Origin of the sequence: Subtercola sp. PAMC28395, from assembly GCF_018889995.1 — a bacterium.
GTDB lineage: Bacteria > Actinomycetota > Actinomycetes > Actinomycetales > Microbacteriaceae > Subtercola.
This window is the reverse complement of the sequence record NZ_CP076547.1, coordinates 2,157,276-2,183,468: the sequence shown is the minus strand read 5'-3', so window position 1 is coordinate 2,183,468 and position 26,193 is coordinate 2,157,276. Positions and strand designations below refer to the sequence as shown.

The following is a 26,193-nucleotide window of genomic DNA, read 5'->3' as shown; positions in this document are numbered from 1 at the left end:
CGCGCGGGGCTGTATGTGCCGTCCGCGCCGCGATTGTGCACTGCTCCGGATGCCCGTGGTGCTAACCCACCGAACGCAGAGCCTCTGCGGGCCGAAGCCGGGCCGCGCGCCAGCCGCCGATTGCGCCGGCCAGCAGCCCGCCGAGCACGGCCAGCCCCACAGCGATCAGGATGATGCCGATCGTGACCGGTGCCTGCAGCGTGACCGTCGTGGATGCGACCGCCGATGCAGCTGCTCCGAACCCACCGCCGCCTGGGCCACCCCCACCGGGGCCACCAGACGCTGCAGTCGTCGACGCCGCTGAGCCGCTCAGCGTCGGAGCGATGATGTTGACGATGAGAATGCCAACCAGGCCCACGACGATGCCGATCGCGCCACCGATGAGTCCCTGTACTACTGACTCACCGGCGACCTGGCTGACGATGCGGCGGTTGCTCCAGCCGACGGCCTTCAGAGTGCCGAATTCACGCGTTCTGCGGGTCACGCCCGAGATCGTGAAGAGGATAGCGATCAAAAAGGCAGCTGCGAGCACCAGCACCGACAGCCACGTGCCGAGGTTCGACAGCAGAGACGATGCGGTCGAAAGCGAGCCGGAGACGGTCGACGCAAGGTCAGCCTGCGTGCTCACCGTCGCGGCGGGCAGAGCGGCCTGAAGCGCAGTGGCCACAGAGTCGACGCTGCCCGATGAGGCGGCCGTCACGTAGATGTTGCTGATCATGCCGGCGTTGCTCGAGAGCGTCTGGGCGACATCCAGCGGGATGTACACGTTCGAGGCCGTCACACTGTCAGAACCGGTCGATGAAACCGTGCCGACGATGGTGAAGGTCGTACCGCCGATGTCGATCGTGCCGCCGGTGGCGAGAGAGGCCGAGGTGGCGTAGCTACTGTCGAGCACAGCATTGTCTGTTCCGACGTCGGCTGCGGTCAGCAGACGGCCTGTCGCAAGACTCACCGCCGAGAGTGGGCCAACAGAGCTGCCGCTCGGGTCAAGGCCAAGCACAGTGAAGCTGTTCACGTCGAACGCGCTTCCGCCTGCGCCATCGGGGCCGCCCGTCGGAGGCGTGTCGCCGGCCACTGGGGCGGCGCCCTGGCCACCGGTCGTGCCGCTTGCACCAGACGCATTCTGGTCGGGAAGCTGCCCGTTGAAGGTCAGGTTCGTCAGTGCAAGGGTCGCGGTCGCCGCCGAGACGCCGCTCGTCGACTGCACGGTGGCGAGCGCGGTGTCGGCGAACACCGTTTGCGTTCGGCCTGCCGTCAGGGTGGACTGGTTCAGAGTGGTCGTTCCACCGGAGGTCGCGCCCGACCCCGAACCGAAGTTGAACTGCCCGCCGGGGTTTGCGCCGGCCGTCGGGGCTGCAGCGGCCTGGCTGATCGTGATGTCGGTGCCGACACCGTAGACCGACTGCAGCACCGAGGCCTGGGCACCCTGCACCCCAGCCGAGATCGAGTTGACCAGAATGACGAGGCCGATCGCCAACGCCATGCCGATCGAGATGATGATGGTCTGTTTTCGCCTGTTGACGAGTTCTCGCCGGAGGTACGTGCCGAACATGGGGCTCCTTCGTGTGGGTTCTGACACGACCCTAGAAAGGAGTCCTATGCGGGCCCTATGACCCGCCCTTCAACCGTCTAAGCAACCGCTCTCGTGCCCTGCCCCAATCAACTTTGTTGCCCATAAAGTTGATTTGCTGTCCGAGCGGTCCCGGTTAGTGGTTTCCTCTCTGGAGAGCACGGGAACGCTATTCGCAGGCGATTCCGTCGTGGTCGCGGTCGAGGCCCGACCGGTAGCCGGGGTCACCGGTGTGCAACGGTGCAACGCCAGCAGCGCGTGCGGCGGCACAGTTGGCGTAGTAGACGTCGGGGGCCGGAGCGGGAGCCGGTGCCGGTGCCGGTGCGGGAGCAGGTGCAGGAGCCGGTGCCTGGGCCGGTGCTGGAACAGGCGTTGGCGCAGCGGGCCCCGGCGTGGGCTGCACGACCACCGGGGGCGCGAATGTCGACGACACCGCCGGCTGGCTCGGGCAGGCACTGAGGATCGTCGCAAGAGCGTCATGCTCGGCCTGCGTGACCCACAAGCCATACGTCGCCTTCACCGAGATCTGGCGAGCGGCGTACTCGCAGCGAAACGATTTGTTCGGCGGAAGCCAGGTGGCAGCATCCCCATCGCTCTTCTGTTCGTTCGTCGGCCCGTCGGTCGCGATCAGGTTGAGCGGGTCGTTGGCCAGGCTGACGCGCTGGGCCTGGGTGAGCTGCTGCGCACCCTTCTGCCAGGCGTCAGACAGGGCGACGACATGGTCGATCTGCACGGCGAGCGATGTCGTGTTGCCGCGCACGAAGCTGATGGTCTTCGCCGTGTAGGGGTCGGTGAGCGTGCCGGTCATCACCTTGCACGGCCCGGACTTCGTCGTCGCGGTGAGGTCGCGGCCGAGAATGTCGTTTCGGGTGTCACAGCCATTTCTGTCGACATCGAGCCAGGCTGTGCCGAAATCGCCGACCCGGTCGTAGCCGGTCTTAGGCGCACGGCCCTTGACCGCCAGCTTCGCGAGCACATCGATCGCCATTCCCGTCGTGACGCTGGAATCGGATGCGGCGACGCTTGCGCTGTCACCTGAGGCGACCGGCGTCTCCGGGTCGAGCTGCCCGGAATTCGCGAGTGCACTTGGAGGCGGGCTGGGAGTCGGTGTCGCGACCGGCGTCGCAATCGATTGTGAAGCGACCATCTCGGCCGTCGACGCGCATGATGTCAGCGCGAAAGCGACAACGAGTGACACGACTGCGCCTGCAACCGCCATGGAATACCTAGGCGAGCGCCCCAACTTGTTCGTCACTGTTCCCCCGATGTGATGACTCACAGCTTGACACACCTTGCGGTCACCCCAAGGCGGGCCTGTCGCTACCGAACCCGCCGACTACATCGAGCCTCCCGAGGAGGACGACGTCGAACAGTGACGTTTCGGCGCGGCGACGATCGCCGCCGGTGCTGAACGTTGTTACTTTTGGGCGCGGCGTTCGACTGACGAGGCCCATACCCACGCTTGATGCCGCCCACCGTCTGCGGCCTTCCACGAGACGTGCACGGCCTTATCTGTCCACTCGAACGCCTCAGCTTCTGCCTGCACCGCGGTCTCGGGGAATCGCACCCAGGCAAGTACAGGGATGACTGACACCGCCTGCTTGATGGGGTGATTGGCGACGTCGAGTTCTGCCGCGGTGAGGGTCACCGGCGTGGGTCTGGGCACGGCCTGGTCGATCCGTTCACTCATGCGGCGATCGACGGCTTCGGAGTAGCGCTTGTTTGTGCCCATAGAGAAACATTAGAACATATGTTCGAATGACGCCGTCGTGTTTGGCGACTCGTACGAGTACACCGCCTGGCCAGCGGGTCACTCCCGGCACCCGGAACCACGGCACGGTGAAGTTCTTCTACAGATCGGCCTCCGGCAATCTGGATGGGTGCGTGCCGGATGCCCTACAGTTCTTTTCACAAGGGTGACTTCTCACCCGAGATCGGGGCGTGTGCATGACAGACGTAGACGCTCCCTCCGGAGCACTGCCGCTTCGTCAGCTGGCACTGCTGGCCATACCGGCTGTCGCGATCGGAATCGTCTCGGCCCTCATTCTGTGGGCGCTCGAGTGGGTTTCGGGCCAACTCGAGCACTATCTCTGGTCAACTCTGCCCGCGAGCCTGAACGTCGACTCGAACAACGGGTGGTGGATCTTCGCACTGCTGACCCTTTCAGGTGTTGCGGTCGGACTCGTGGTGTGGCTGGTACCCGGGCATGGGGCGCGGGACTCGGCGACGACCGAGTTGATCGCTCCGCCGCTGAAGCTCGCCGTCATCCCGAGCCTCATACTGGTGACTGTTCTCGGGCTGGCTGGCGGCGTCAGCCTCGGGCCCGAGAACCCGATCATCGCCATCAACACGGCCGTGCTGGTGGCGCTGCTCGCCCGGCTCATGCCGAAGGTACCCACCCAACTCATCCTGCTGCTGGCGGCCGCGGGCACGATCGGAGCGCTGTTCGGCACTCCCGTTGCTGCCGCCCTGGTCTTCACCGGCGTCGTTGCGGCACTCAAAACCGGCGGGGCCCTGTGGGACAGGTTGTTTCTGCCGATCGCCGCGGCGGGCGCGGGATCGGTGACCACACGGTTACTGGGAGGGTCATCACTCACGGTGGATGTTCCGAAGATGGGCGACCTCCAGCCCATCTACGTAGTCGACGGCCTCGCAGTCGCCGTCGCCGCCACCCTGTTCGGCCTCGCGATGGTGCTTGTGTTTCCCTACATCCATCGCTTCTTCCACGGTCTGAGACACCCAATCGTGTACATCACGCTCGGCGGCGTGGTGCTCGGCGCGCTCGGTGCACTGGGCGGGCAGATCACGCTGTTCAAGGGGCTCGCGCAGATGGCAACCTTGGTCGACGACCGGGCGAACTACGACCCGGGGCAACTCGTCGTGGTCACTCTCGTCAAGGTCGCGGCCCTGATCGTTGCCGCAGCGGCCGGGTTTCGGGGCGGCCGCATCTTTCCGGCCGTGTTCATCGGAGTCGCGGTCGGGCTGGTCGCGGTGGCGTTCTTTCCCCAGGTTCCGATTTCGCTCGCCCTCGCCTGCGGAGTGCTCGGAATGGTCCTGGCGATCGCCCGTGACGGTTGGCTGGCGCTGTTCGTGGCGGTCGCAGTCGTCGGAGACATCACACTCCTGTCGCTGCTGTGCGTGATCATTCTGCCGGTGTGGCTGATGGTTTCGCGTGCGCCCGCGATGATCATCCACCAAAAGGAGACGCCCGTTGATGGCGAACCGGCGGCAGCGCCGTGAGGCGTTGTTCGTCAGCATCGGCGTGGCCGTGCAAACGACGTGAGCGCGTCCAGCACCTCAACAACGCAAAAAGGCCACCGTTAGGTGACCTCTTTTCGTTTGTCGGGCTGACAGGATTTGAACCTGCGACCCCTTGACCCCCAGAGAACAGGCGGGGGTCCCTTTCGCTACCATTGGGTCCCGACAAGCCAGCGCTTCCCAAAGTTGTTCCGCAATGCCGAATCGTGAGTTGCCGTCCATTCCCACCCGTTCCTAAGCGGTTTGCACACATCGGTGCACACACATTTGCAAAGCGCCGCCCGAATTGGATTTGAAATTACAGTTGCGCCCGAGGGATAACCGGTATGTCGGCCTTTCGCTGTTCGCCCGAAGCTGCACTCCATGTCGCATCGGCCTGTATGGACTTTACAAACTCGGACACCTCCGACGGCCCAGAGGTGTTGAATCGCCTAATTTCTCGCTCCTCGTCGGGCTTAAGTCGTCCGATGTCGGTCGTTGTGATGTCGCGAGAAGTCTCAATGATCAGGACCATCGAAGTCGCGGCACGTTTTCCCCGATTCACCGCAGTCAGGACAATCTCCGGCCCAGCCTTTCCGAATTCTCTAATAGAGCGATCTAATGAGCGCTCTAATAGAGACATATCAATTCGGGGTGCGCCTGAATACTTTGCTTTCGCGCCTCCAGTGCTGGGCTGCGGCTGAATTTTCACCGGAGGTGGCACGATATCGATGAGCACGTAGATTTCGGCATCATTCTCAAGCCTGATAGCGGCAATTTGTGCATCTGCACTGCGACGGGCATGTCTGGCTTGAAATCCGGCGAAGACGGCGGCGATAACCGATGCCACGAATGCGCCACACGAAACCGCGAGCGCTACCTGAGACGTATCCAAGTGCCCCCCTCGCTTACGATTGGTCCCAAAAATAGCATCTCAGTGCGTCACAAAATTCCGGTCCCGTACATCCCGAAGTTTGATTCCGGCGAGTGACCAGAGTTGTCCTACCGCACGGAATCGTTGGCGGCCTCGAGCGTCCGATACCTCCCGAGCAGTTCACGTTCGCTCGGATCGGGGTCGAACGTAACCGCCCGGTAATGCTCGGTTGTCTGCCCTGGGTCGATACGGCGAATGACAGCAGCCGGATAACGTGGGTTATTCCGCACGATGACCCACTCGTGCAAACCGATCCGGATAGGCCCGTCACCGACCATCTGCGCCCTCTCAAGAGCGTTCCGGCCAACGTAACCTCAACGATAGACGCATGGTCTGACAGCCATGCGGTAGTCTCATGCGACGACCTACGGAGCCCGCATGAATCGCATTCTCGCCGCCCTTGTGGTCGGTATTCTCTCAACGACTTCCATCGTTCTAGCTGACTCCGCTCAGGCAACGGTTTCGCCAACCACCGCGAGTATCAGCGGAGTCGTGACCGACAGCAGCGGCGCACCAAGGGCCGGCGCTTTTGTAGTGCCGCGAGAATACGACAGCAACGGAAACGATCTGTCGTCATACCCATCCGAGTTCTACGCCGTGACGGCTGCTGACGGAAGCTATACCATTTCCGGTCTGACGCCAGATCACTACCACGTCGAGTTCACCTCGTTCGACGTAAGAACAATCGGCGACGCGCTTCCACAGACGTTCGACGCGTTCTGGGGCGGGACAACGCTAAACCCGAACGGCACCGCACCGTTTGCGCTTGCCGCCGGAGAGAACAAGACCGGTGTGAGCATGTCAGTTCCGACATCGACCATCGTGAACGGAGACATTACCTGCGTCGGATGCACGTTTAATGTGAAGTACTTCGGAACGTTTTACCTTTTCATTTCGGTCAATTACTACGACCCGCAGACAGCGACCTGGGTGCAGTTATACACAATCCCCATCAATGGATATGACATGAATTGGAACGCGATCTTCTACTTCCCGGGAACGTTCCGCTTCGACATCCTGCAGAATGGCGAAAAGGGCTACCAGCAGACCAATTCCCAGTCGGTTGTCATCGATGAAGGTCAGGCTCTCAACTCGAACCTGACCATGACCCAGCTACCCGCGCGAGTCACCGGGGTTCCCGCTTCCACTCAGAGCTTCATCACCGCTCTCTACTCCGATTATCTGGGTCGCACTCCCGCCAACAATGACATCGCGTTCTGGAGCAATCAGTTCAGCATTGGCGCTCCGCGGAGCGCCGTCTCTGCGGGCTTCGTGAACAGCGACGAATACCGTCTGAGCCGTATCAACGCGGCCTATCAGACGATCCTCGGTCGTGGCGCGGACCCGGCGGGCCGCCTCGACTGGCTGCACTGGATGCAGCAGGGTCGCATCACGACCGATGACATCGAGACATCGTTCTATGCGTCTGACGAGTACTTCAACAAACAGGGTGGCACGAACAAGCAGTTCGTCAACGCCATCTACCAGACGCTCCTGCACCGAGGCGGAACCGACACCGATTACGCGTTCTGGTCGAACCTCGTGCAACAGCACGACAGGGCTTGGGTCATCGCACGCTTCTGGGACTCCACCGAGACCATCAGTGAGCGCGTCAGCCTGATGTATGCGCACTACCTCGGTCGTACGCCTGACCCCTCGGGTCTGGCGACCTGGGTCGGCCTCGCACTCCAGATCGGCGACTCCGGCCTGCGTGCCGGCCTCACGTGCAGCGATGAATACTTCAGTAGATCAGCCGAAAGATTCCCGATCAGTGGCTAAGAAGACATTGCGCCGTCGGTCGCCCCGATACGCTGAGCCATGCTCGAATGCATGATGGAGCAATGCGACCGCGACGACCTTGACGATCGTTTGGCGGGCGCGCTCATTGCGTGGAAGCTGCAGCAGGCCGCTGAGGCCGACAAGTGGGCTGAAGCGTACGAGAACACCGGCTACGTCTTTACATACGAGAACGGCCAACCTCTGAAGCCTCAGTACGCAACCAGGCTGTTCGCGAAGCTTCAGGAAAAGTCGGGGCTGCCTGCCCTCACATTCCACGGTCAGCGCCACGAAGCTGCATCGCTGCTGCTTGCTGCTGGCACCGATGTGTCGCTGGTCGCCAAGCGGCTCGGGCACAGTTCAGTGTCGATCACGAGCGACATCTATTCGCACATGATCGGATCGGCATCACGTCAAGCAGCGGAGAATGCGTCCGCTTTGGTGCCTGCGAGGAAGGCCGGTGCACACACACTGCACACACAACCCGTTTGAAGGCAGAAACACGAAAGCCCGGAACCTGCGAGATCCGCATGATTCCGGGCTTTTTCTGTGTCGGGCTGACAGGATTTGAACCTGCGACCCCTTGACCCCCAGTCAAGTGCGCTACCAAGCTGCGCCACAGCCCGTGGGACAACTTGACTATATTAGCCCGAAAACCAAGCCGCCGTGGAACACCAGGCACGACAACTGCACCACGAGACGCCCAGCCGACCTCCGCGCCCCTAGAGTGAACTCAAACGAAAGGCACGCATGACAATCGCCGGCTGGAATCTCGACGAACGTGAGGGCCGCGCGTCCCAGAGCGACCTGCTGGCTGCGGGCAAAGCCCTGCGTTCGAAGGTGCCGCGCCAGTCGCATGCGAGCTACGTGCCGTCAGCGCAGAGAGACCCGCTGGGCATCCTGAACGAACAGAACGCCACGCGGGTGCAGGAGCTGGTGCCCCTTCGAATGCAGCGGATGCTCGTCAGCCCTTTCACGTTCTACCGCGGTGCCGCCGCCATCATGGCCGCCGACCTCGCATCCGGCCCGATCACGGGTATTCGCGTGGTGAGTTGCGGCGACGCCCACATCAGCAACTTCGGCCTGTTCGCCAGCCCGCAACGCACGATGGTGTTCGACCTGAACGACTTCGACGAGGCCGCGGTCGGGCCCTGGGAGTGGGACGTGAAGCGCCTGGTGGCGAGCGTGGTGATCGGCGCCCGCGAGTCGAACTTCTCCGCCTCCGAGATTCGCCGGGCGGCCACGGCGGCAGCAGCGGGTTACCGCGAGGGCCTCTGCGACATGATGAAGCTCTCGGTACTCGAGCGGTTCTACTTTCGCGTGGACATCGAGGGTGAGAACAAGAACCTCGATTCAGCGGCCCGAAAGGTGCTGAAGAAGGCGACCAAGCAGGCGCGCCAGCGAACCTCTGAAGCGTTCGTCGAGAAGATCTCCGAACGCGGGCCCGACGGCCGGCTGCTGCTCAAAGAGAACCCTCCCGTGCTCGCCCATGTGCCGTACACCGACGAAGAATCCATCATCGAGCTCTTCGAGAAATACCGCCGAACGGTGCCTGCAGACATCGCCCAGTTGCTTTCGCAGTTCACCATCACCGACATCGCTCGCCGGGTCGTCGGAGTGGGCAGCGTCGGCACGCGGTGCTACATCATGATCCTCACGGGGCCGCAGGGCGAATCACTGGTGCTGCAGATCAAAGAGGCGCAGGTCTCTGTGCTGCAGTCGTACGCCGGCGAACCGGTCAACCCGCGCTTTCTGGGGCTCGAGACGGCGGATGCCCCGCAAGCCCTTCGCGTGGTGTCGAACCAGCGCATCCTGCAGGCTGTCTCCGACCTCTTTCTCGGGTACGTCCGCTACGACGAGAAGGACTTCTATGTTCGCCAGTTCCGCGACATGAAGGGGTCGATCGACGTCTCCAAGCTCACGATCGACCCGTTCGTGACCTACGCGGCCGCGTGCGGCACGCTGCTGGCACGGGCACACTCGCAGAGCGAGAACGCAGCGCTCATCGCCGGGTACCTTGGCGGCTCCGGGGTGTTCGACGACGCGGTCGTGGACTGGTCGCTGGCGTACGCTGACCAGTCGCAGGCCGACTTCGAGCTGCTGACGGCGGCGAACGCACAGCTCACCGCCTGAATCACACCGTCAGGCTGCCGGCGAAGCAGTACCGGTGAAGACCTCGGTGATCGTCGGTGCGTCGGCGGGAACGTCGATGACCTCGATCGTGTCGCCGGCAACGATCTCGCCGGCCTTGACCACGCGCAGGTAGAGTCCGGTGCGCCTGGCTGCAGCGAAACGCTTCACCCAGCCGCGTTCATCCGGCCCACCGACCCAGCGCGCGAAGGTGGCGCAGGGTTCGCGAGGGGAGGTGACTTCGACGATCACGGTGGAGCCGATCATCCATCGCTCGCCGACCCTGGCGCCCGACACGTCAAGGCCCGAGACACGGAGGTTCTCGCCGAACCAGCCGGCCTCGAGCGGGCGACCGAGTTCGTTCTGCCAGTACTCGGCGTCTTCCTGCGCGTAGACGTAGAGCGCCTGCAGTTCGCCGCCGTGGTGCTTGCGGCTGGCCTGAACGTCGGCGTGCAGGCCGAGCTTGCGCACGCGCACGGGGCCGGAGACAGGGCGTTTGTCGATGGCGGTGACGCCGACCGAACCCGCGTCTGGCCTGAGCTCATGGACGACACATGCTGCTACCAGTTCTGCCACGATGATGCCCCTCTCGTGCGCTGGGTTCTGCCAGCGTGATTCAGAGTTTACCGACCAGCAGCACGTCAGACTCCCAGTGCCATGCGCAGGCCGAGCGCGATCATGACGACAGCGATGATGCCGTCGAGAATGCGCCAGGAGGAGGGCCTGGCGAAGAACGGCCGCAGCAGCCTCGCGCCAAACCCGACGCCGAAGAACCAGATAAAGCTCCCGGCGATGGCGCCGGCCGCCCACCACCATCGCTCGGCCGCGCCCTGCTGGTTGGCGACGGACCCCAGAAAGATCACGGTGTCGAGGTACACGTGCGGGTTGAGCCAGGTGAGTGCGACTGCGGTGACGACGGCCATCTTCAGGGTGATCGATGCGGGACCCTCAGCTGCGACCAGGACTTTCGGATGCACGGCTCTCGCAGCGGCAAACAACCCGTACACGATCAGAAACCCCGAGCCGACGATGCGGATGAATATGAGCGCCAGCGGCGCGGCCTGGATGACGGCCCCGATGCCGACGACTCCGGCCAGGATCAGCACGGCGTCAGAGAGTGCGCACACGAGAACCACGGGCAGAATCGTGCGGTTGCGACCTTCGATACCCAGGCGGAGCACAAAGGCGTTCTGGGCACCGATTGCGACGATGAGCGCCAACCCCGTTCCGAGGCCGAAGAGGGCAGGCAACAGAGTCTGAGAGAACGGCACAGGCCAACCGTAGGTGGTGAAGTGAATTCAGTACAGCTAATGTTTCTTACCATACATAAGCATGACTAATGACGTGAGGCTGATGATGCCATTCCAGTTCGAGCAACTGCAGACGCTGACCACGCTTCTCGAAGAGGGCACCTTCGAGAAGACCGCACTCCGGTTGCACATCACCGCGTCGGCCGTCTCGCAGCGCATCAAGGCCATGGAGCAGGCCGCGTCGCAGATCCTCGTCGAACGTACGACTCCGGTCACGCTCACTGCCGCGGGCACCGTCGTCGTGAGGTACGCGCGCCAGGTTCAGCTTCTCGACGAAGACACCCGGCGCGAGCTCCACGCCGGGGGCTCAGGTGATTCGGGCGAACAGACGACCACGATCGCCCTTGCGGTGAACGCCGACAGCCTCGCGACGTGGTTCCTCGAGAGCATCGCCGAGGTGTCTGTCTCGCACAAACTCGTCTTCGACCTGCACAGGGACGACCAGGAGCACACGACCACCCTGCTTCGCTCGGGCACGGTGCTCGCCGCTGTCACCTCGACGCCCGAACCCGTGCAGGGCTGCACCTCTGAGCGTCTCGGCATCATGCAGTACCGGGCGGTCTGCAGCCCGGCCTTCGCCCGGCGATGGATGATCGGGCCCGACACCCTCGACCGACTCGGCCGCTCCCCCATGGTCAACTTCGATCGCAAAGACGAACTGCAGCGCACTTTTCTGGCCACTCACAGCAACGACGTTCCGCCGACGCATTTCGTGCCGACGTCAGCGGATTTCGCCCGCTCGCTGCTGCTCGGTTTCGGGTGGGGGCTCCTCCCCGAGCAGCAGTGCGGTGCCGACCTGAAACAGGGTCGACTGATCGAACTGGACCCCGACCATCCGGTCGACGTCGTGCTCTACTGGCAACGGTGGAACCTGAAGTCTGCCCTACTCGACGCCGTCACCGACGCCGTGCGGGCAGGGACGGCCGCAAACCTCCACTGAGAGAAGCGGGTGCCAGTGCTAGCGCTTGCGCTTCTCGCGCACGCGCATGTTCACGTTGACCGGTGAGCCCTCGAAGCCCCAGATCTCGCGCAGGCGCCGCGTGATATACCGGCGGTAGCCCGGGTCGAGAAAACCGGTCGTGAACAGCACGAATGTCGGCGGGCGTGACGACGCCTGGGTGCCGAACAGAATACGCGGCTGCTTTCCGCCGCGAACCGGGTGAGGATGCTCGGCGGTGAGTTCTGCGAGGAACGCGTTGAACTTTCCGGTCGGGATACGGGTGTCCCATGACTCGAGTGCAAGCTCGAGAGCCGGTACCAGCTTCTCCATGTGGCGCCCGGTCTTCGCCGAGATGTTCACGCGGGGTGCCCACGACACGTGCGCGAGATCCTGCTCGATCTCGCGTTCGAGGTAGCGCCTGCGTTCGTCGTCGAGCAGGTCCCACTTGTTGAAGGCCAGCACCAGGGCGCGGCCGGATTCGAGAACGAGGTCGATGATCCGAACATCCTGTTCGCTCACCGGCTGCGAGACGTCGATCATCACGACGGCGACTTCGGCCTTCTCGAGTGCAGCCGAGGTGCGAAGCGAAGCGTAGAAGTCGGCACCCTGCTGCAGGTGCACGCGGCGACGGATGCCGGCGGTGTCGACGAAGCGCCAGATCTTGCCGGCGATCTCGACCTGCTCGTCGACCGGGTCACGTGTTGTACCCGCGAGCTCGTTGACGACGACCCGCTCTTCACCGGCGGCGCGGTTGAGCAGTGACGACTTGCCGACGTTCGGCCGGCCGAGGATGGCGACACGACGGGGGCCGCCCACCTCCTGCTTGGCAACGGCAGAGACCTCAGGAAGCACCTTCATGATCTGGTCGAGCAGGTCGGCGACCCCACGCCCGTGAAGTGCGGAGACCGGGTACGGGTTGCCGAGGCCGAGTGACCAGAGTGCGGCCGCGTTCGGCTCCTGGCGCACGTCGTCGATCTTGTTCGCGGCGACGAAGACGGGTCGCTTGGTCTTGCGAAGCATGCGAACGACGTGCTCGTCGGTGGCCGTCGGGCCCACGTTGGCGTCGACGACGAACAGTACGGCGTCGGCGAGGTCGATCGCGATCTCGGCCTGTGCGGCGACAGAGGCGTCGATGCCGCGGGCATCGGGCTCCCAGCCGCCGGTGTCGACGATGGTGAAGTGCCGACCGGCCCATTCGGCCTTGTAGTTGACGCGGTCGCGCGTGACTCCGGGGGTGTCTTCGACGACGGCTTCGCGCCGACCGATGATGCGGTTGACGAGCGCTGACTTGCCGACGTTCGGGCGACCCACGATGGCGAGCACCGGGAGCGCGGGCAGGTAGGTGATCGCGTTGGGATCTTCGGTCGCCGCGTCGAGGATGGCGAGGTCGTCTTCACCCAGGTCGTAGTCGGCGAGACCGGTGCGGAGCGCGTCGGCCCGACGCGACACCAGGTCTTCGTCGAGGTCGGAGAGACGTTCGACAACCGCGTTCGAGACGGCTGGGTAGTCGTCGAAGTCGCCGTCGGTGTCTTTGTCAGCGCTGTGGATGTTGACCATGGAAAACCCTCAATGAAGCAAGATTGACAACCCCGACCACCGCTGAAACGGTCTGGTCGAAGTCGAGTTCGGTGGAATCGACGGTGGTTACACCGTCTGCGGCATTCATGAAGTCGACGACGCGGGAGTCAGCCCGGTCGCGTGATCGGAGCTGTTCACCGACGACGGCGGCCGATTGATCGACAAGTTCTGCTGAACGCCTACCCATTCTAGCCTCTTCTGACGCCGTGAGCAGGATTCTGGCGGTAGCATCCGGCGCGACGACCGTCGTGATGTCACGCCCCTCCACCACGATGCCGGGCTTCGAGGTGTTCCGGATGATCGAACGGAACATCTCCGTGAGATGCGCACGCACCTCCGGAAGGCGAGCCACAAGGCGCACTTCGCTCGTCACCCACGGCTCCCTGATCGCCACGGTGACATCGTCGGGGCCGACTTTGACGAAGTACCCCTCAGGTTCTGTTCCGATGGTGAAGTCGAATTCTGCCAGCGATTCGACCACCACCGCGGGGTTCTCCGCGTCGAGCCCGCGGTCGAGCAGCATCCACGCCAGCGCCCGATACGCGGCTCCCGTATCGAGATAGGCGTAGCCGAGCTTCAGGGCGGCCTGCTTGCTCACGCTCGATTTGCCGCTGCCTGCCGGGCCGTCGATGGCAACGACGACGGTTGTTGGCGTCGAATCGAGGGGCCCCGAGGCCAGGTCGGCCGGGTCTGGCTCCCCTGATACGAAATTCTCTGGGCCGCTCATCCGGCGATCCGCCATCCGCGCGCCCGCAGGAACTCCACGAGGTACCCGAGGCGCTCCGGCAGAACCGAGATGTCGGCGAACCCGATCTGTGCCCCCGGCGAATGTTCGAGGCGCAGGTCTTCGAGGTTCACGCCCGCTTCACCGATCTCGGCGAGCAGCCGCGCGAGCTCACCGGGGCTGTCGTCGACCATGACCACGAGTTGCGCATACCGGCGGTCGACCCCGTGCTTGCCGGGAATCCGTGCCACACCCGCATTGCCCCCGGCCAGCTCTTCGGCGAGTCGACGGCTCGCGCCCACCGCCTCGGGTGCCTCGAGAGTCTCGATCATGCGCTCGAGATCGTCGCTGAAGAGCCTCAGGATGCTCGCAACAGGCGCCGCGTTCGCCCCGAGAATCTGCACCCACAGTTCGGGGTCGCTCGCAGCGATGCGGGTCACGTCTCGAAGCCCCTGGCCAGCCAGGTTCACAGCAGCACCCGGCGCGTCGACCAGGCGCCTCGCCATGAGCGAGGAGACGACCTGGGGCACGTGCGAGACGAGCGCCACACTGCGGTCGTGTGCCTCTGGCGTCATCTCCACGAGAGAGCCACCAAGATCGAGGATGAGGTCGTCGATGACGCTGCCGCGCTGGTACGAGATGCCGTCGTGCGCTGCGACGACCCAGGGCCTGCCCACGAAGAGGTCGACCCGGCCCGAGAGCGGGCCGCCGCGCTCAGCACCGGCCATCGGGTGCGTGCCGACGTATCGCGACACATCTGCCCCGGCCGCACGAAGCTCGTGCAGGGGTGCCAGCTTGACGCTGGCCACGTCGGTGACGATCGCCCGCGGAAACGCTTCGAGCTCTGCCGCGACGACTCTGGCAGTGACGTCGGGCGGAACGCAGACCACGATGAGCTGGGGCTCGTCTCCCTCGGCAGCCACGCGGCCGGCACCGTAGTCGACGGCAATGCTGAGGTGCGTCGGCGACGCATCGGCGAGAATCACCTCGACGCCGCGGGCGCGTAGCCCGAGCCCGATGCTCGTACCGAGCAGGCCGACGCCGACAACCCGCACCGGCCCCGTCAAACGACTCTCAACCACAACACTGCCCTTCACACCACAAGACGAACATGTTCACGCTACAGCCCCGCCACTGGCAGGCTGCGATCTACTTCGAACGTGCGGGCTTCTTCTCGCCTGTGGAGGAGGAGTGCCCCGAGCCGGCCGACGACCCAGTCGACCCAGACCGGGCCGCAGTGGCCGAAACTGCCGCAGCATCGGCTCCCGGCGCGGTAGCCACGCGCGACAGCGTCAGCAGCGCACCGAGTTCGTCACGGTTCAGGTCGCGCAGCTCCCCCGCCTTCAGCGAGCCGAGGTGCAACGGCCCGAACTGGCGCCGAACAAGTTCGAGAACCGGGTGACCGACTTCTTCGAGCATCCGTCGCACAATGCGGTTGCGCCCGGAGTGAAGCGTCACCTCCACGAGGCTGTTGCCCGCAGAACTGTCGAGCAGTCGCGCCTTATCGGCGACGATAGGCCCGTCGTCGAGCTCGACGCCCTTGATGAGCTTCGCGATCGTCTGGGCCGTGACGCGCCCCTCGACCTGGGCGATGTAGGTCTTCATCACGCCGAACGACGGGTGTGCCAGCACGTGGGCGAGCTCACCGTCGTTCGTCAGGATGAGCAGGCCCGACGTCTCGGCGTCGAGGCGCCCGACGTTGAACAGGCGTTCCTCGAACTGCGATGTGTATCGCGAAAGGTCGGGCCGGCCGTGCTGGTCGGAAAGCGAGCTGACGATGCCGACCGGCTTGTTGAGCATGACGTAGCGCTTGGTCGTGTCGAGCTGCACGGCCTGGTTGTCGACAGCCACCTTGTCGGTCTCGGGGTTGATTCTGCGCCCGAGTTCACGAACGATCTCGCCGTTGACGCGAACGCGCCCGGCGGTGATCAGGTCTTCGGAGACGCGCCGGGAGGCGACCCCTGCCGAAGCGAGAACCTTCTGCAGCCGCACGCCATCTGGCTGCTCCCCTGCCCGCCCGTCGCCGGAGTGACCCTCGAAATCAGGACTGTCAGTGAAATTGGTCATCGAAACCCTCCGCACCATCGGCCAGGAGTGGTGAAATCTTGGGCAGCTCGTCGAGGCTGTTGATGCCGAGCTGCGTCAGCAGTAAGTCTGTCGTTCCATAGTAAATGGCACCGGTTTCGTTGTCGGTCGAAACCTCGGTGATGAGGCCGCGACCGAGCAGGGTCCGGATGACCGAATCCACGTTGACCGCACGAATCGCCGCGACGGCACTCCGCGTCACAGGTTGCTTGTAGGCGATGACCGAGAGCGTCTCAAGGGCGGCCTGGGAGAGCCTCGACGGGTTCTCGGTGACCACGAACTCGCGCACGACCCGGTCGTACTCGGGGCGCACATACAGGCGCCAACCGCCCGCGACCTCGCGCAGTTCGAAACCGCGACGTACGCCGCCACCAGCTCCCCCGGGGGCCGCGCTGCTCACTCCATCGTAGTCGTCAACGAGCCGTTCGATGCTCTGGCGCACGGCCGCGACCGGCCGGCCGAGGGTGGTGGCAAGCGTCACGAGACCCTGGGGTTCGTCGGCCACCATGAGAATCGCCTCGAGGGCGCGTTCGAGGTCGAAGGGCCGGGCATCCACGTCGGCTTCGGCCTCGGCCTCTGGCGCTGACACCGGCGCTGACCCCGTTGCGGTCGCTGTCATGGCCGCTGTCGCTGTCATGGCCGCTGTCGCTGAGGTGGTCTCTGCCGCGGAGACGGGCGCCTGCTCTGCGGCTGGCACCGGCGCAACCGGCGTGGCTTCAGTTGTCATAGTCTGCTCCGAGGTTCGACAGGCTCTCTTCTGACCAGGATTCTGCCGTCCAGCGGAGAGTGAGTTCGCCGAGCGGCTCGAGCTGCTCGAACGACACGGCCGAGCGGCGATACAACTCCAGAACCGCGAGAAACCGGGCGACGACGACGCCCTTCTCGACGATTCCCGCAATCAGCCGCTGGAAGGTCACCGGCTCGCCGCCCCGCAGCATCACGACGACGTGCGCCGCCTGCTCGCGAATACTGACGAGCGGGGCATGCAGGTGTTCGAGCCCCACGACAGGAACCTCGCGTGGGGTCAGCGCGAGCATCGCCAACGCGGCGAAATCGTCGGCGCTGAGCGTCCACACCAGGTCGGGGGCGCTCTGACGGTACTTCTCTTCGAGCCGCACCGCCCGCGCGTGCCGGCCGGTCTCGTCGTCGAAGTGGGAGCTGAACCAGGCAGAGACCTGCTTGAAGGCTCGGTATTGAAGGAGCCGGGCAAACAGCAGGTCGCGAGCTTCGAGCAGCGCCACATCTTCGGCATCGACCAGCTCACCCTGCGGCAACAACCCCACGATCTTCAGGTCGAGCAGGGTCGCGGCGACGACAAGGAACTCGGATGCCCGTTCCAGCTCCTCTTCGGAGTCGAGGTCTTTGAGGTAGCTGATGAACTCATCGGTGACCACACTCAGCGCGATGTCAGTGATGTCGACTTCGTGCTTCGAGATCAGCGACAGCAGGAGGTCGAACGGCCCCTCGAAGTTCGACAGGCGCAGCGAGAACCCGCCGGGCGCCGAGCCCACGGCTCCGTCAACTCCTGCAGTGGAGGAATCATCGACGCTGGCCGCCGCTGTCACGCTCCGACCGCGACCTGATGTCGCGAGCTGTCGCCGCCCGGTCGTAGGGGTCGCTTCAGGCGACCGCGCCACGGAAGACCAATTCGCGAGCAAGTTGCCGATAGGCATTCGCTGCCGGATGATCGGGGGCGAACTGTGTGATCGGAGTGCCCGACACGCTCGCGTCAGGGAACTTGATCGTGCGGCCGATGACCGTCTCGAGCACATCGGCGCCGAAGGCATCGACGACGCGCTGCATCACCTCGCGCGAATGCAGGGTCCGCGAGTCGTACATGGTGGCGAGGATTCCGTCGAGTTTGATGGCGGGGTTCAGTCGATCGCGAACCTTCTCGATCGTCTCAACTAGCAGCGCGACGCCGCGAAGCGCGAAGAACTCGCACTCCAGTGGAATCAGCACGCCGTGGCTCGCCGTCAACGCGTTCACGGTGAGCAGCCCGAGCGAGGGCTGGCAGTCGATCAGAATGACGTCGTACTCGTCGGAGACCTTGCGGAGCACTCGGGCGAGGATCGTCTCGCGGGCGACCTCGTTGATGAGGTGCACTTCGGCCGCCGAGAGGTCGATGTTCGCCGGAATGATGTCGAAGTTCGGCACGCTGGTCGACTTGATCGCGTCGTGCGGATCTTTGGCGGTGCCGAGCAGCAGGTCATAGATGGTGAGGCCGTCGTGCGTGTCGACCCCGAGGCCCGCCGAAAGGGCACCCTGCGGGTCGAAGTCGATAGCGAGAACCCGGCGGCCGTCTTCGGCGAGTGTCGCACCCAGGTTCACGGTCGTCGTGGTCTTGCCGACACCGCCCTTCTGGTTGCAGAGCGAGATGATGCGCGCGGGGCCGTGGCTCGTGAGCGGAGCGGGCTTCGGAAACTGCCTCAGCGGCCGACCGGTCGGGCCGAGAACGGGCGATTCAAGGCCCGGCAACTCGGCGGCAAGGCTGTTCTTCTTCGCCGTCACAGGCACTGCTCCTTACTCGCCCCGACCTCTCCCAGGGCGGTACTGCGATTCTAGGGCCCGCAGGCACCCGAGCTGTGGAGGTGCGTCAGCGTGTGACACACGCGCGCGCTCATCCGCGGGCTCGAGGATGCGCGCTCTGGTACATGTCACGAAGCGTATCGGCGGTGACGTGCGTATAGATCTGCGTTGTGGTCACCGAGGAGTGGCCCAATAGTTCCTGGACCACCCGCACGTCCGCACCACCGGCGATCAGGTGTGTGGCGAACGAGTGCCGGAACGTGTGCGGCGAGATGTGCTGTTCGAGCCCCGCACGCCGGGCCGCCGACTGGATGATCAGCCAGGCCCCCTGGCGACTCAACCTGTCGCCGCGCAGCCCCAGAAAGAGCGCCGGCGTCGACCGGCCGCGGGCCGAGTACAGCGGCCTCACGCGCACCAGGTACGTCTGCAGCGCTGCGCGGGCAAAACTGCCGACCGGAACAAGGCGCTGCTTGCTGCCCTTGCCGACGACCCGCACGAAGTCCGAGTCGTCGGGGACGTCGTCGACGTTGAGGGCGACGATCTCCGAGATCCGTGCTCCCGTCGCGTAGAGAAGTTCGAGCAGGGCGCGGTCTCGGAGTGCAGCCGGGTCATCGCCCCCTGTCCCGTCGAGGAGAGCCGTCATCTGCTCGATCGAGATGGCCTTGGGCAGCTTCGTGCCGAGCTTCGGAGGCTTCACCTCTCGGGCCACATTGTTCGAGACGACGCCTTCCTCGGCGAGAAACTTGTGCAGGCCGCGCACCGACGACATGATGCGGGCGACCGACGACGGCGCGAGGCGCACCGGCGCAGCCGCATCCTGAAACTCGTCTGGCCCAGCGACAGCATCCTCTGCCACGGCGGGCACGCTCGCAACAGACGTTGCGGCGACCAGCTGCCGGGTGAAGGCGCCGATCTGGGCTTCGCCGACACTCTCGATGCCCGTCACGCCCTGTGCCCCAAGCCACACGGAATACCGTGCGAGGTCGCGACGATAGGCTGCCAGCGTATTGGCCGAGAGCCCGCGCTCGATCGCCAGGTGCCGGAGATACCCGTCGATCAGAACGTCGAGCGGCGTTCGTTCGGTCGGCATTGTCGGCTGCAGGCTCTGGGCGACGGAGTCGGTGTTTCGGTATTCGTGAGTCGAGGGGAGAGTCAGTCGGCGACCGGGTGCAGCCGGGTCCACTCCGGCCAGGGGGCATCCCCAGGCTGGAGCGAGGCCCAGTCCGACTGGCGCGAGGCGTGGGCGGCCAGCGAGGCGATCACGAGCGACGGGTTCTGGATGCGGCCGGCGAGCACGGCTTGCACCACCTCGTCGAGGCCGACCCAGCGAAGCTCCATGTCGGCTTCTTCATCGGTGCGTTCGAACGTCGACTCCGTCGCACGCAGCCCGCGGGCCAGGTAGATGCGAATGAGCTCGTTGTTGCCGCCCGGTGTTGTCGCGTAGTCGAGAAGCACGCTCCACTCCGCGGCTTCGAGGTCGGCCTCTTCGGCCAGTTCACGCTGCGCACCGACCAGGAAATCCTCGCCCGTCACATCGAGGAGACCCGCAGGGATCTCCCATTCGCGGCTGCGAACCGGGTGTCGGTACTGCTTGATGAGCAGCACGCGGTCGTTGTCGTCGAGTGCGAGCACCGCAACGGCGCCCGGATGATCGACGAACTCCCTCAGCACGTTCTCGCCGTTGTAGTCGAAGGTCTCGCTCCGCACGTCCCAGATCTTGCCTGCGAAGACGCGGTCGCTCCGGCTGATCGTCAGGTCGACGGGCTCGTCTGCGAGGGCGGGCAATGCCTGTTCGTCTGTCGCTATGCCGGTAGTCATCGGGTCACGCCTCTGCAGCGAAGAGCCGGCTGGCTTCCTGGCGATCGAGTGCGGCGACGATGAGCCCGTCGAACAGGGGGTGGGCGCGGTTGGGGCGGGAACGCAGCTCTGGGTGCGCCTGGGTGCCGACGTAGTACGGGTGCACTTCGCGCGGCAGCTCGACGAACTCCACGAGGTGGCCGTCGGGAGACGTGCCGGAGAACCAGAGCCCGGCCTCGGAGATCTTGTCGCGGTAGTTGTTGTTGACCTCGTAGCGATGCCGGTGCCGCTCGTCTACGGAGGGAGCGCCGTACAGGTCTTCGACCAGCGAACCCGGGGCCAGCCTGGCCTCGTAGAGACCCAGGCGCATCGTGCCGCCGAGGTCGCCCCCGGCGATGATGTCGACCTGCTCGGCCATCGTCGCAATGACGGGGAACGGCGTCTCCGGGTTGAACTCACTCGACGACGCATCGGCGAGGCCGACGACGTTGCGTGCGTATTCGATCACCATGCACTGAAGGCCAAGGCACAGGCCGAGGCTCGGGATCCCGTTCTCGCGGGCGAACCGCAGTGCGCCGAGCTTGCCCTCGATGCCCCGCACGCCGAACCCCCCGGGCACGCAGATGCCGTCGACATCAGACAGCTGCTTGGCTGCCATCTCTGGCGTCTCGCAGTCGTCTGACGGGATCCACTTGAGTGTGACCTTCGTCTTATGGGCGAACCCTCCGGCGCGCAGCGCTTCGGTGACCGACAGGTACGCATCGGGCAGGTCGATGTACTTGCCCACCAGACCGATCGTCACCTGGTGTTTGGGTTCATGGACTGCCTCGAGAAGCGTGGACCAGCCCGACCAGTCGACGTCGTCGGTCGTGAGTCCGAAGTGGTCGATGATGTAGGCGTCGAGACCCTGCTCATGGAGCATGGTCGGAATGTCGTAGATGCTCGGCACGTCGATCGCGTTGACGACGGCGTCTTCGTCGACGTCGCACATCAGGGCGATCTTGCGCTTGTTGGACTCTGAGACCGGGCGGTCGCTCCTGAGCACCAGGGCATCCGGCTGGATACCGATCGATCGAAGCGCGGCAACGGAGTGCTGGGTGGGCTTGGTCTTCTGCTCGCCAGAGGCATTCATGAACGGAACCAGCGAGACGTGCACGAAGAACACGTTGCGTCGGCCGAGCTCGTGGCGCACCTGCCTGGCCGATTCGAGGAACGGCTGCGATTCGATGTCGCCGACCGTGCCCCCGATTTCGGTGATGATGACGTCAGGGGCATCGGCACCCTGCGCCTGCAGGCGCATTCTGCGCTTGATCTCGTCAGTGATGTGGGGAATGACCTGCACGGTGTCACCGAGATACTCGCCGCGCCGCTCTTTGGCGATGACCGTCGAATAGATCTGGCCGGTGGTGACGTTTGCCGCCTGGTTGAGGTTGATGTCGAGAAAGCGCTCGTAGTGACCGATATCGAGATCCGTCTCGGCGCCGTCGTCGGTGACGAAGACCTCACCGTGCTGGAACGGGTTCATCGTTCCCGGGTCGACGTTCAGGTACGGGTCGAGTTTCTGCATCACGACGTGAAGACCGCGAGCTGTGAGCAGGTTGCCGAGACTTGCCGCAGTGAGGCCCTTGCCAAGGGAGGAGACGACACCACCTGTAACGAAGATGTGCTTCGTCAGCTTGGGCTGCGACCCAGCTTTGACCAGTTGTTCAGGCACAGAGTGAGGCCCGGAATCGGGGTCAGAGGGGGTTCTTCTCGGGCTCGCGTTTTCATGATCATCCACGGAGTTCCACTCTAACAGTACCTATGACCGCCACTGCCGCCTCGACTCGGCCGCGAGCTCGATCAGCTCCCTGGCATGGGCCAGCCCGCTCTCGGAATCGGGCAGCCCGGAGAGCAACCTGGCCATCTCGGCCACGCGTTCTTCACCCTGGAGTTGCTGAACGCTGCTCTCGGTCACAGCACCATCGCTGTCTTTCACCACAGACAGGTGGTTTGTCGCGAAGGCGGCGACCTGCGCCAGATGCGTGACGACGATGACCTGGGAGCCGACAGCCAACCGGGCAAGGCGCCGGCCGATCTCGATCGCCGATGCTCCGCCCACCCCGGCGTCGACCTCGTCGAACACGAACGTCGGTACCGGGTCGGTCGCGGCGAGAACCACCTCGATGGCGAGCATGATGCGTGAAAGCTCCCCACCGGAGGCGCCCTTGCCGAGTGGCCGGGGCTCAGCGCCCTCATGAGAGGCGAGAAGGAAGGCTATGGTGTCGCGGCCCGATGGAGTCGGTTCGACCCCTTGGGTGACCTCGACCATCAGCTGGGACCCGCCCATCGCGAGCGCTGCGAGCTCACCAGAGACGAGCGTGCTGAGCTGCTCTGCGGCGCGAACCCGCTCGACCGTCAGCTCGGCTGCCAGCTCGAGCACCACAGACTCGGCCTCGGCGACGGCGGCCGAGAGTGCGTCGATGCGATCGGAGTCGTTGTCGAGTTCGAGCAGCCGCGGCCCCGCCGAAGCGAAGAATCCGATGACGTCATCGAGCGAGGGGCCGTACTTTCGCGCCAGCACCGAGAGTTCGGCACGTCGCTCCTGCACATCGTCGAGCTCGGCCCCACCGTCTGTGTCCAGTTCCGCAAGATAGCTCGAGAGCTGCGTCGAGATCTCGGCGACCAGGAACGACGCGCTCGCCAGGGATTCCACGATGGGCTCGAGAGCACCGTCGTGCGCACTCACCCGCTCGAGCTGGCGCAGGGCTGAATCGAGCAGGGTCACCGTATCGGGCCTGCCGTCGAGCTCGTCGCTCGAGACTGCTTCGCGCGCCCCGGCAGCAGCGACCCTCAGGTCTTCGAGATTCGTGAGCCTGCTCGCCCGTTCGGCGAGGGCGACGTCTTCGCCGCTCTCGGGGCCCACGAGCTCGATCTCGGCGACGGCTGTGCGCAGTGCGTCGGCTTCGCGCAGGCGATCCTCCCGCTGCGAGACGAGTTCGTCTCGTTCCCGCCTGAGCTCCTGCCAGCCCCGGAACTCCGATTCGTACTTCTCCAGCAGTGCGCGGAACTCTGTTCCGGCAAAGCGATCGAGCGCAAGGCGCTGTTGAGTGGATGATCGGAGCCTCAGCTGGTCGGATTGACCATGCACCACCACCAACCGCTCACCGAGCTCGCTCAGCACACCCACCGGCGCACTCCGACCCCCGACGATGGCGCGGCTGCGCCCCTCGCCTGAGACCGAGCGCGTAAGGATGAGCTCCCCCAGCCCGTGGGCACCGAGCCCGTCAGCACCGAGCTCGTCAGCACCGAGCTCGTCGATCTGGCCGCCGGCGTCGTTCACCCGATCGGCGACCGGGCCGACCGTGGGAATCCGCCAGCGCCCTTCGACCCAGCTCTGGGGACTGCCCACGCGCACCTGGCCTGCGACTGCGCGCTCGCCCATCAGAAGTCCGAGAGCCTGCACCACCATGGTCTTGCCCGCGCCGGTCTCACCGGTCACCGCGGTGAATCCAGGCCCCAGCGGGAGCACGGCCTCGGCGATGACCCCGAGGTCACGAATGGTGATCTCATCGATCACACCGCGAACCGGCTGACCGGCGCGCTCAGGTGTGTTCGAATCGAAATCGAGTTCTGTATTCATATCTGTTTGGCGCACGCGCCTCACTCCCCGCGTCTCACAGGGCCACGCCAACCTTGAACAGGCAGGGCGAACTTCTGAACAAGCCTGTCGGAGAACGGCCCGTGGGTGAGCCGGGCAAGGCGCACCGGCACCGACGACCGGCGTGACTCGACCCGCGACCCACTCGGAAGGTCAAAACCCCGACGACCGTCGCACCAGAGCACACCGGCCCCCGGCGCACGCTCGAGCAGCTCGACGGCGAGAACGGACTCCGGACCGATCACGAGCGCTCGTGAGAACAGGGCGTGCGGGCTGAGTGGAACGAACAGCAGCGCGTCGAGGCTCGGCCACACGATCGGCCCGCCGGCCGAGAACGAGTAGGCAGTCGAGCCTGTGGGCGTCGCCATCACCACTCCATCACAGCCGAACGACGAGAGTGGGCGGCCATCGACCTCGATGACCACCTCGATCATGCGTTCCCGGCTGGCTTTCTCGACTGTGGCCTCGTTGAGAGCCCAATCCTCGTAGATCACCTCGTCATTACTGGTCACCACGATGTCGAGAGTCATTCGTTCTTCGACGATGTAGTCACCGGAGAGCACCCGCTCGACCGACTCGGTCAGGTCTTCGCGCTCACTCTCTGCGAGGAACCCCACGTGGCCGAGATTCACGCCCAGCAGCGGCACTGAACACCCCCGAACCACCTCGGCCGCGCGCAGTATGGTGCCGTCGCCACCGAGAACGATCACGAGTTCGAGGTCGCCGAGGTCGACATTGTCACCCAGTACCCCGATCACGCTGGCATCGGTGAGTCGCGCCGCGATGTCGGCAAGGTCGCTCGGGGCCAGCACGGGCACGACCCCCGAGGCGACGAGCTGGTCGCACACCCGGATGGCCGCTTCGACCGAGTCCCGTCGACCGGTGTGCAGCACGACGAGAATGTAGCGGGATCGTGTCACGGGGTGTGTGCTCCTGAAAGGTCAAAGACGACGTCCAACCATTCTGTCGGATTGCTGCCTGCGGTTGCGCTGAGCCAAACGAGATACTCGTGATTCCCAGCGTTCCCGAGAACTGGGGAGGAGATGATGCCCGAAGTACCGAGCCCGAGGTCGAAAGCGGCCCACAACACCGCCGAAATGGCGTCGGCGCGCAGCCCGGCGTTCCGCACGACACCTTCCCGGATGCCCGTGCGACCGACCTCGAACTGCGGCTTGATCAGCAGAACGAAGTCAGCACCGTCTGCGGCGACCGCGACCAGCGCCGGCAGCACCGTCGTCAACGAGATGAACGAGAGATCCGCGACGACGAGGGTGGGGGCATCCGTGACCCCAGAAACCTGCGCAAGGGATTCCGGCGTTGCATACCGGATGTTGTAGCCCTCGACGACGCTCACCCGAGGGTCAGCAGAGACGATCGGCGACAACTGCCCGTGCCCCACGTCGGCCGAGATCACCTTCGCCACACCTCGTTCGAGCAGTACCTGGCTGAAACCGCCGGTGGAAGCACCGGCATCGAGGGCAATGCGACCGGCCACGCCCACCGCAGCGAAGGCGTCGAGCGCGGCCACCAGCTTGCCCGCTCCCCTGCTGACGTAGTGGTCGTCACCTTCGACGCGCAATTCCTGGCCGGCATTCACGCGCGCAGACGGCTTCACGATGACGACACCATCGACGCTGACCAGGCCGTCGGCGATCAGCTGGGCCGCCTGGTTGCGGGAGCGCGCCAGGCCGCTGGTGGTCAGTGCGGAATCCAGGCGGGACGAGACGAGTGCCTCATCGTGTTCGTCGCGGGGTTCTTCGCTGAAGGTGTTGTCAACCACGGGTCGCCGCGACGTCTCCACCTTCGAGCCGGATGCGTAGTTCATCGTGCAGTTGAACGTACGCCGCTGCACGCGCCTCGAGCGGCTGGTCTTCGATCAGCCCGAGCCGCGGCAGCAACGTGCCCTGGCCGGTGGGTTCATTCGCTTCTGACGTCACCCTCCA

25 protein-coding genes and 2 tRNA genes are annotated in these 26,193 nt (G+C 64.8%); 5 read left to right on the top strand and 22 right to left on the bottom strand.

The features are described 5' to 3' along the window. Window positions 1–61: 61 nt before the first annotated feature. The 3 genes from KPL76_RS10080 to KPL76_RS10070 all read right to left on the bottom strand — a co-directional run bounded on the left by KPL76_RS10080 (window position 62) and on the right by KPL76_RS10070 (window position 3,302). A complete protein-coding gene (locus tag KPL76_RS10080) occupies window positions 62–1,552 on the bottom strand; it encodes an ABC transporter permease (protein ID WP_216332969.1) in 1,491 nt (496 codons plus the stop codon). A 187-nt stretch (window positions 1,553–1,739) separates the two neighbouring features. Continuing rightward, entirely contained in the window at window positions 1,740–2,768 is a 1,029-nt protein-coding gene (locus KPL76_RS10075; protein ID WP_253201994.1) for a DUF1524 domain-containing protein, read from the bottom strand. A 219-nt stretch (window positions 2,769–2,987) separates the two neighbouring features. Beyond that, entirely contained in the window at window positions 2,988–3,302 is a 315-nt protein-coding gene (locus KPL76_RS10070) for a hypothetical protein (protein ID WP_216332960.1), read from the bottom strand. Window positions 3,303–3,517: 215 nt separating this feature from the next. Between KPL76_RS10070 and KPL76_RS10065 the strand changes: the two genes are divergently transcribed. Then, on the top strand, window positions 3,518–4,810 hold the full coding sequence (locus KPL76_RS10065; RefSeq protein ID WP_216332957.1) for an ion channel protein: 1,293 nt from the start codon (window positions 3,518–3,520) through the stop codon (window positions 4,808–4,810). 102 nt (window positions 4,811–4,912) lie between these two features. On the opposite strand, the gene KPL76_RS10060 is transcribed toward KPL76_RS10065, so the two are convergent. Continuing rightward, window positions 4,913–5,002 (bottom strand) — tRNA-Asn (locus tag KPL76_RS10060). A 124-nt stretch (window positions 5,003–5,126) separates the two neighbouring features. Then, entirely contained in the window at window positions 5,127–5,657 is a 531-nt protein-coding gene (locus tag KPL76_RS10055; RefSeq protein ID WP_216332949.1) for a hypothetical protein, read from the bottom strand. Between the two features lie 462 nt (window positions 5,658–6,119). Between KPL76_RS10055 and KPL76_RS10050 the strand changes: the two genes are divergently transcribed. Together KPL76_RS10050 and KPL76_RS10045 are read left to right on the top strand one after the other, a co-directional pair. Continuing rightward, window positions 6,120–7,520, top strand: a complete 1,401-nt coding sequence (locus KPL76_RS10050) for a DUF4214 domain-containing protein (RefSeq protein ID WP_216332941.1) — start codon at window positions 6,120–6,122, stop codon at window positions 7,518–7,520. A 51-nt stretch (window positions 7,521–7,571) separates the two neighbouring features. Further along, window positions 7,572–8,009, top strand: a complete 438-nt coding sequence (locus tag KPL76_RS10045; protein WP_216332939.1) for a tyrosine-type recombinase/integrase — start codon at window positions 7,572–7,574, stop codon at window positions 8,007–8,009. A gap of 60 nt (window positions 8,010–8,069) precedes the next feature. Here KPL76_RS10045 and KPL76_RS10040 read toward each other — a convergent pair. Beyond that, window positions 8,070–8,143: transfer RNA gene (locus KPL76_RS10040), tRNA-Pro, on the bottom strand. A 124-nt stretch (window positions 8,144–8,267) separates the two neighbouring features. Between KPL76_RS10040 and KPL76_RS10035 the strand changes: the two genes are divergently transcribed. Next, the gene (locus KPL76_RS10035) at window positions 8,268–9,650 is read left to right on the top strand and encodes a DUF2252 domain-containing protein (RefSeq protein WP_216332937.1); all 1,383 of its coding nucleotides are present in this window, start codon (window positions 8,268–8,270) and stop codon (window positions 9,648–9,650) included. A gap of 9 nt (window positions 9,651–9,659) precedes the next feature. Here KPL76_RS10035 and KPL76_RS10030 read toward each other — a convergent pair whose 3' ends face one another. Further along, a complete protein-coding gene (locus KPL76_RS10030) occupies window positions 9,660–10,223 on the bottom strand; it encodes an MOSC domain-containing protein (RefSeq protein ID WP_216332935.1) in 564 nt (187 codons plus the stop codon). 65 nt (window positions 10,224–10,288) lie between these two features. After that, the gene (locus tag KPL76_RS10025) at window positions 10,289–10,918 is read right to left on the bottom strand and encodes a LysE/ArgO family amino acid transporter (RefSeq protein ID WP_253201992.1); all 630 of its coding nucleotides are present in this window, start codon (window positions 10,916–10,918) and stop codon (window positions 10,289–10,291) included. Between the two features lie 61 nt (window positions 10,919–10,979). Here KPL76_RS10025 and KPL76_RS10020 point away from each other — a divergent pair, with 61 nt between their 5' ends. Then, on the top strand, window positions 10,980–11,897 hold the full coding sequence (locus KPL76_RS10020) for a LysR family transcriptional regulator ArgP (protein WP_253201991.1): 918 nt from the start codon (window positions 10,980–10,982) through the stop codon (window positions 11,895–11,897). Between the two features lie 18 nt (window positions 11,898–11,915). Here KPL76_RS10020 and der read toward each other — a convergent pair whose 3' ends face one another. From der to KPL76_RS09950, 14 genes are all read right to left on the bottom strand, one after another. Continuing rightward, window positions 11,916–13,454, bottom strand: coding sequence for a ribosome biogenesis GTPase Der (gene der / locus KPL76_RS10015; protein WP_216332933.1), 1,539 nt, complete (start codon window positions 13,452–13,454; stop codon window positions 11,916–11,918). Continuing rightward, window positions 13,432–14,202, bottom strand: coding sequence for a (d)CMP kinase (gene cmk, locus KPL76_RS10010; protein ID WP_216332931.1), 771 nt, complete (start codon window positions 14,200–14,202; stop codon window positions 13,432–13,434). Before cmk ends, der begins: the two co-directional genes overlap by 23 nt. Beyond that, entirely contained in the window at window positions 14,199–15,281 is a 1,083-nt protein-coding gene (locus KPL76_RS10005) for a prephenate dehydrogenase (RefSeq protein ID WP_253201990.1), read from the bottom strand. The genes cmk and KPL76_RS10005 overlap by 4 nt, the downstream gene beginning before the upstream one ends. A gap of 67 nt (window positions 15,282–15,348) precedes the next feature. Then, window positions 15,349–16,266, bottom strand: a complete 918-nt coding sequence (locus KPL76_RS10000; RefSeq protein WP_216332929.1) for a pseudouridine synthase — start codon at window positions 16,264–16,266, stop codon at window positions 15,349–15,351. After that, entirely contained in the window at window positions 16,250–16,903 is a 654-nt protein-coding gene (gene scpB / locus KPL76_RS09995) for an SMC-Scp complex subunit ScpB (protein ID WP_216336339.1), read from the bottom strand. The genes KPL76_RS10000 and scpB overlap by 17 nt, the downstream gene beginning before the upstream one ends. A gap of 97 nt (window positions 16,904–17,000) precedes the next feature. Continuing rightward, complete coding sequence (locus KPL76_RS09990; RefSeq protein WP_253202237.1) at window positions 17,001–17,795, bottom strand: ScpA family protein; 795 nt, start codon at window positions 17,793–17,795, stop codon at window positions 17,001–17,003. A gap of 109 nt (window positions 17,796–17,904) precedes the next feature. Then, entirely contained in the window at window positions 17,905–18,795 is an 891-nt protein-coding gene (locus KPL76_RS09985; protein ID WP_216332925.1) for a ParA family protein, read from the bottom strand. Between the two features lie 109 nt (window positions 18,796–18,904). Further along, window positions 18,905–19,903 carry a site-specific tyrosine recombinase XerD gene (gene xerD / locus KPL76_RS09980; protein WP_216332923.1) on the bottom strand — a complete coding sequence of 333 codons (999 nt, stop codon included), beginning with the start codon at window positions 19,901–19,903 and terminating at the stop codon, window positions 18,905–18,907. Window positions 19,904–19,965: 62 nt separating this feature from the next. Further along, on the bottom strand, window positions 19,966–20,631 hold the full coding sequence (locus tag KPL76_RS09975; RefSeq protein ID WP_216332920.1) for an NUDIX hydrolase: 666 nt from the start codon (window positions 20,629–20,631) through the stop codon (window positions 19,966–19,968). Window positions 20,632–20,635: 4 nt separating this feature from the next. Beyond that, on the bottom strand, window positions 20,636–22,324 hold the full coding sequence (locus KPL76_RS09970; protein WP_371733957.1) for a CTP synthase: 1,689 nt from the start codon (window positions 22,322–22,324) through the stop codon (window positions 20,636–20,638). Window positions 22,325–22,411: 87 nt separating this feature from the next. Continuing rightward, the gene (gene recN / locus KPL76_RS09965) at window positions 22,412–24,169 is read right to left on the bottom strand and encodes a DNA repair protein RecN (protein WP_216336335.1); all 1,758 of its coding nucleotides are present in this window, start codon (window positions 24,167–24,169) and stop codon (window positions 22,412–22,414) included. A gap of 83 nt (window positions 24,170–24,252) precedes the next feature. Then, on the bottom strand, window positions 24,253–25,170 hold the full coding sequence (locus tag KPL76_RS09960) for an NAD kinase (RefSeq protein ID WP_216332917.1): 918 nt from the start codon (window positions 25,168–25,170) through the stop codon (window positions 24,253–24,255). Further along, window positions 25,167–26,030 carry a TlyA family RNA methyltransferase gene (locus KPL76_RS09955; protein ID WP_371733891.1) on the bottom strand — a complete coding sequence of 288 codons (864 nt, stop codon included), beginning with the start codon at window positions 26,028–26,030 and terminating at the stop codon, window positions 25,167–25,169. Before KPL76_RS09955 ends, KPL76_RS09960 begins: the two co-directional genes overlap by 4 nt. Beyond that, the gene (locus KPL76_RS09950; protein ID WP_216332912.1) at window positions 26,023–26,187 is read right to left on the bottom strand and encodes a hypothetical protein; all 165 of its coding nucleotides are present in this window, start codon (window positions 26,185–26,187) and stop codon (window positions 26,023–26,025) included. Before KPL76_RS09950 ends, KPL76_RS09955 begins: the two co-directional genes overlap by 8 nt. Between the last annotated feature and the right edge of the window lie 6 nt (window positions 26,188–26,193).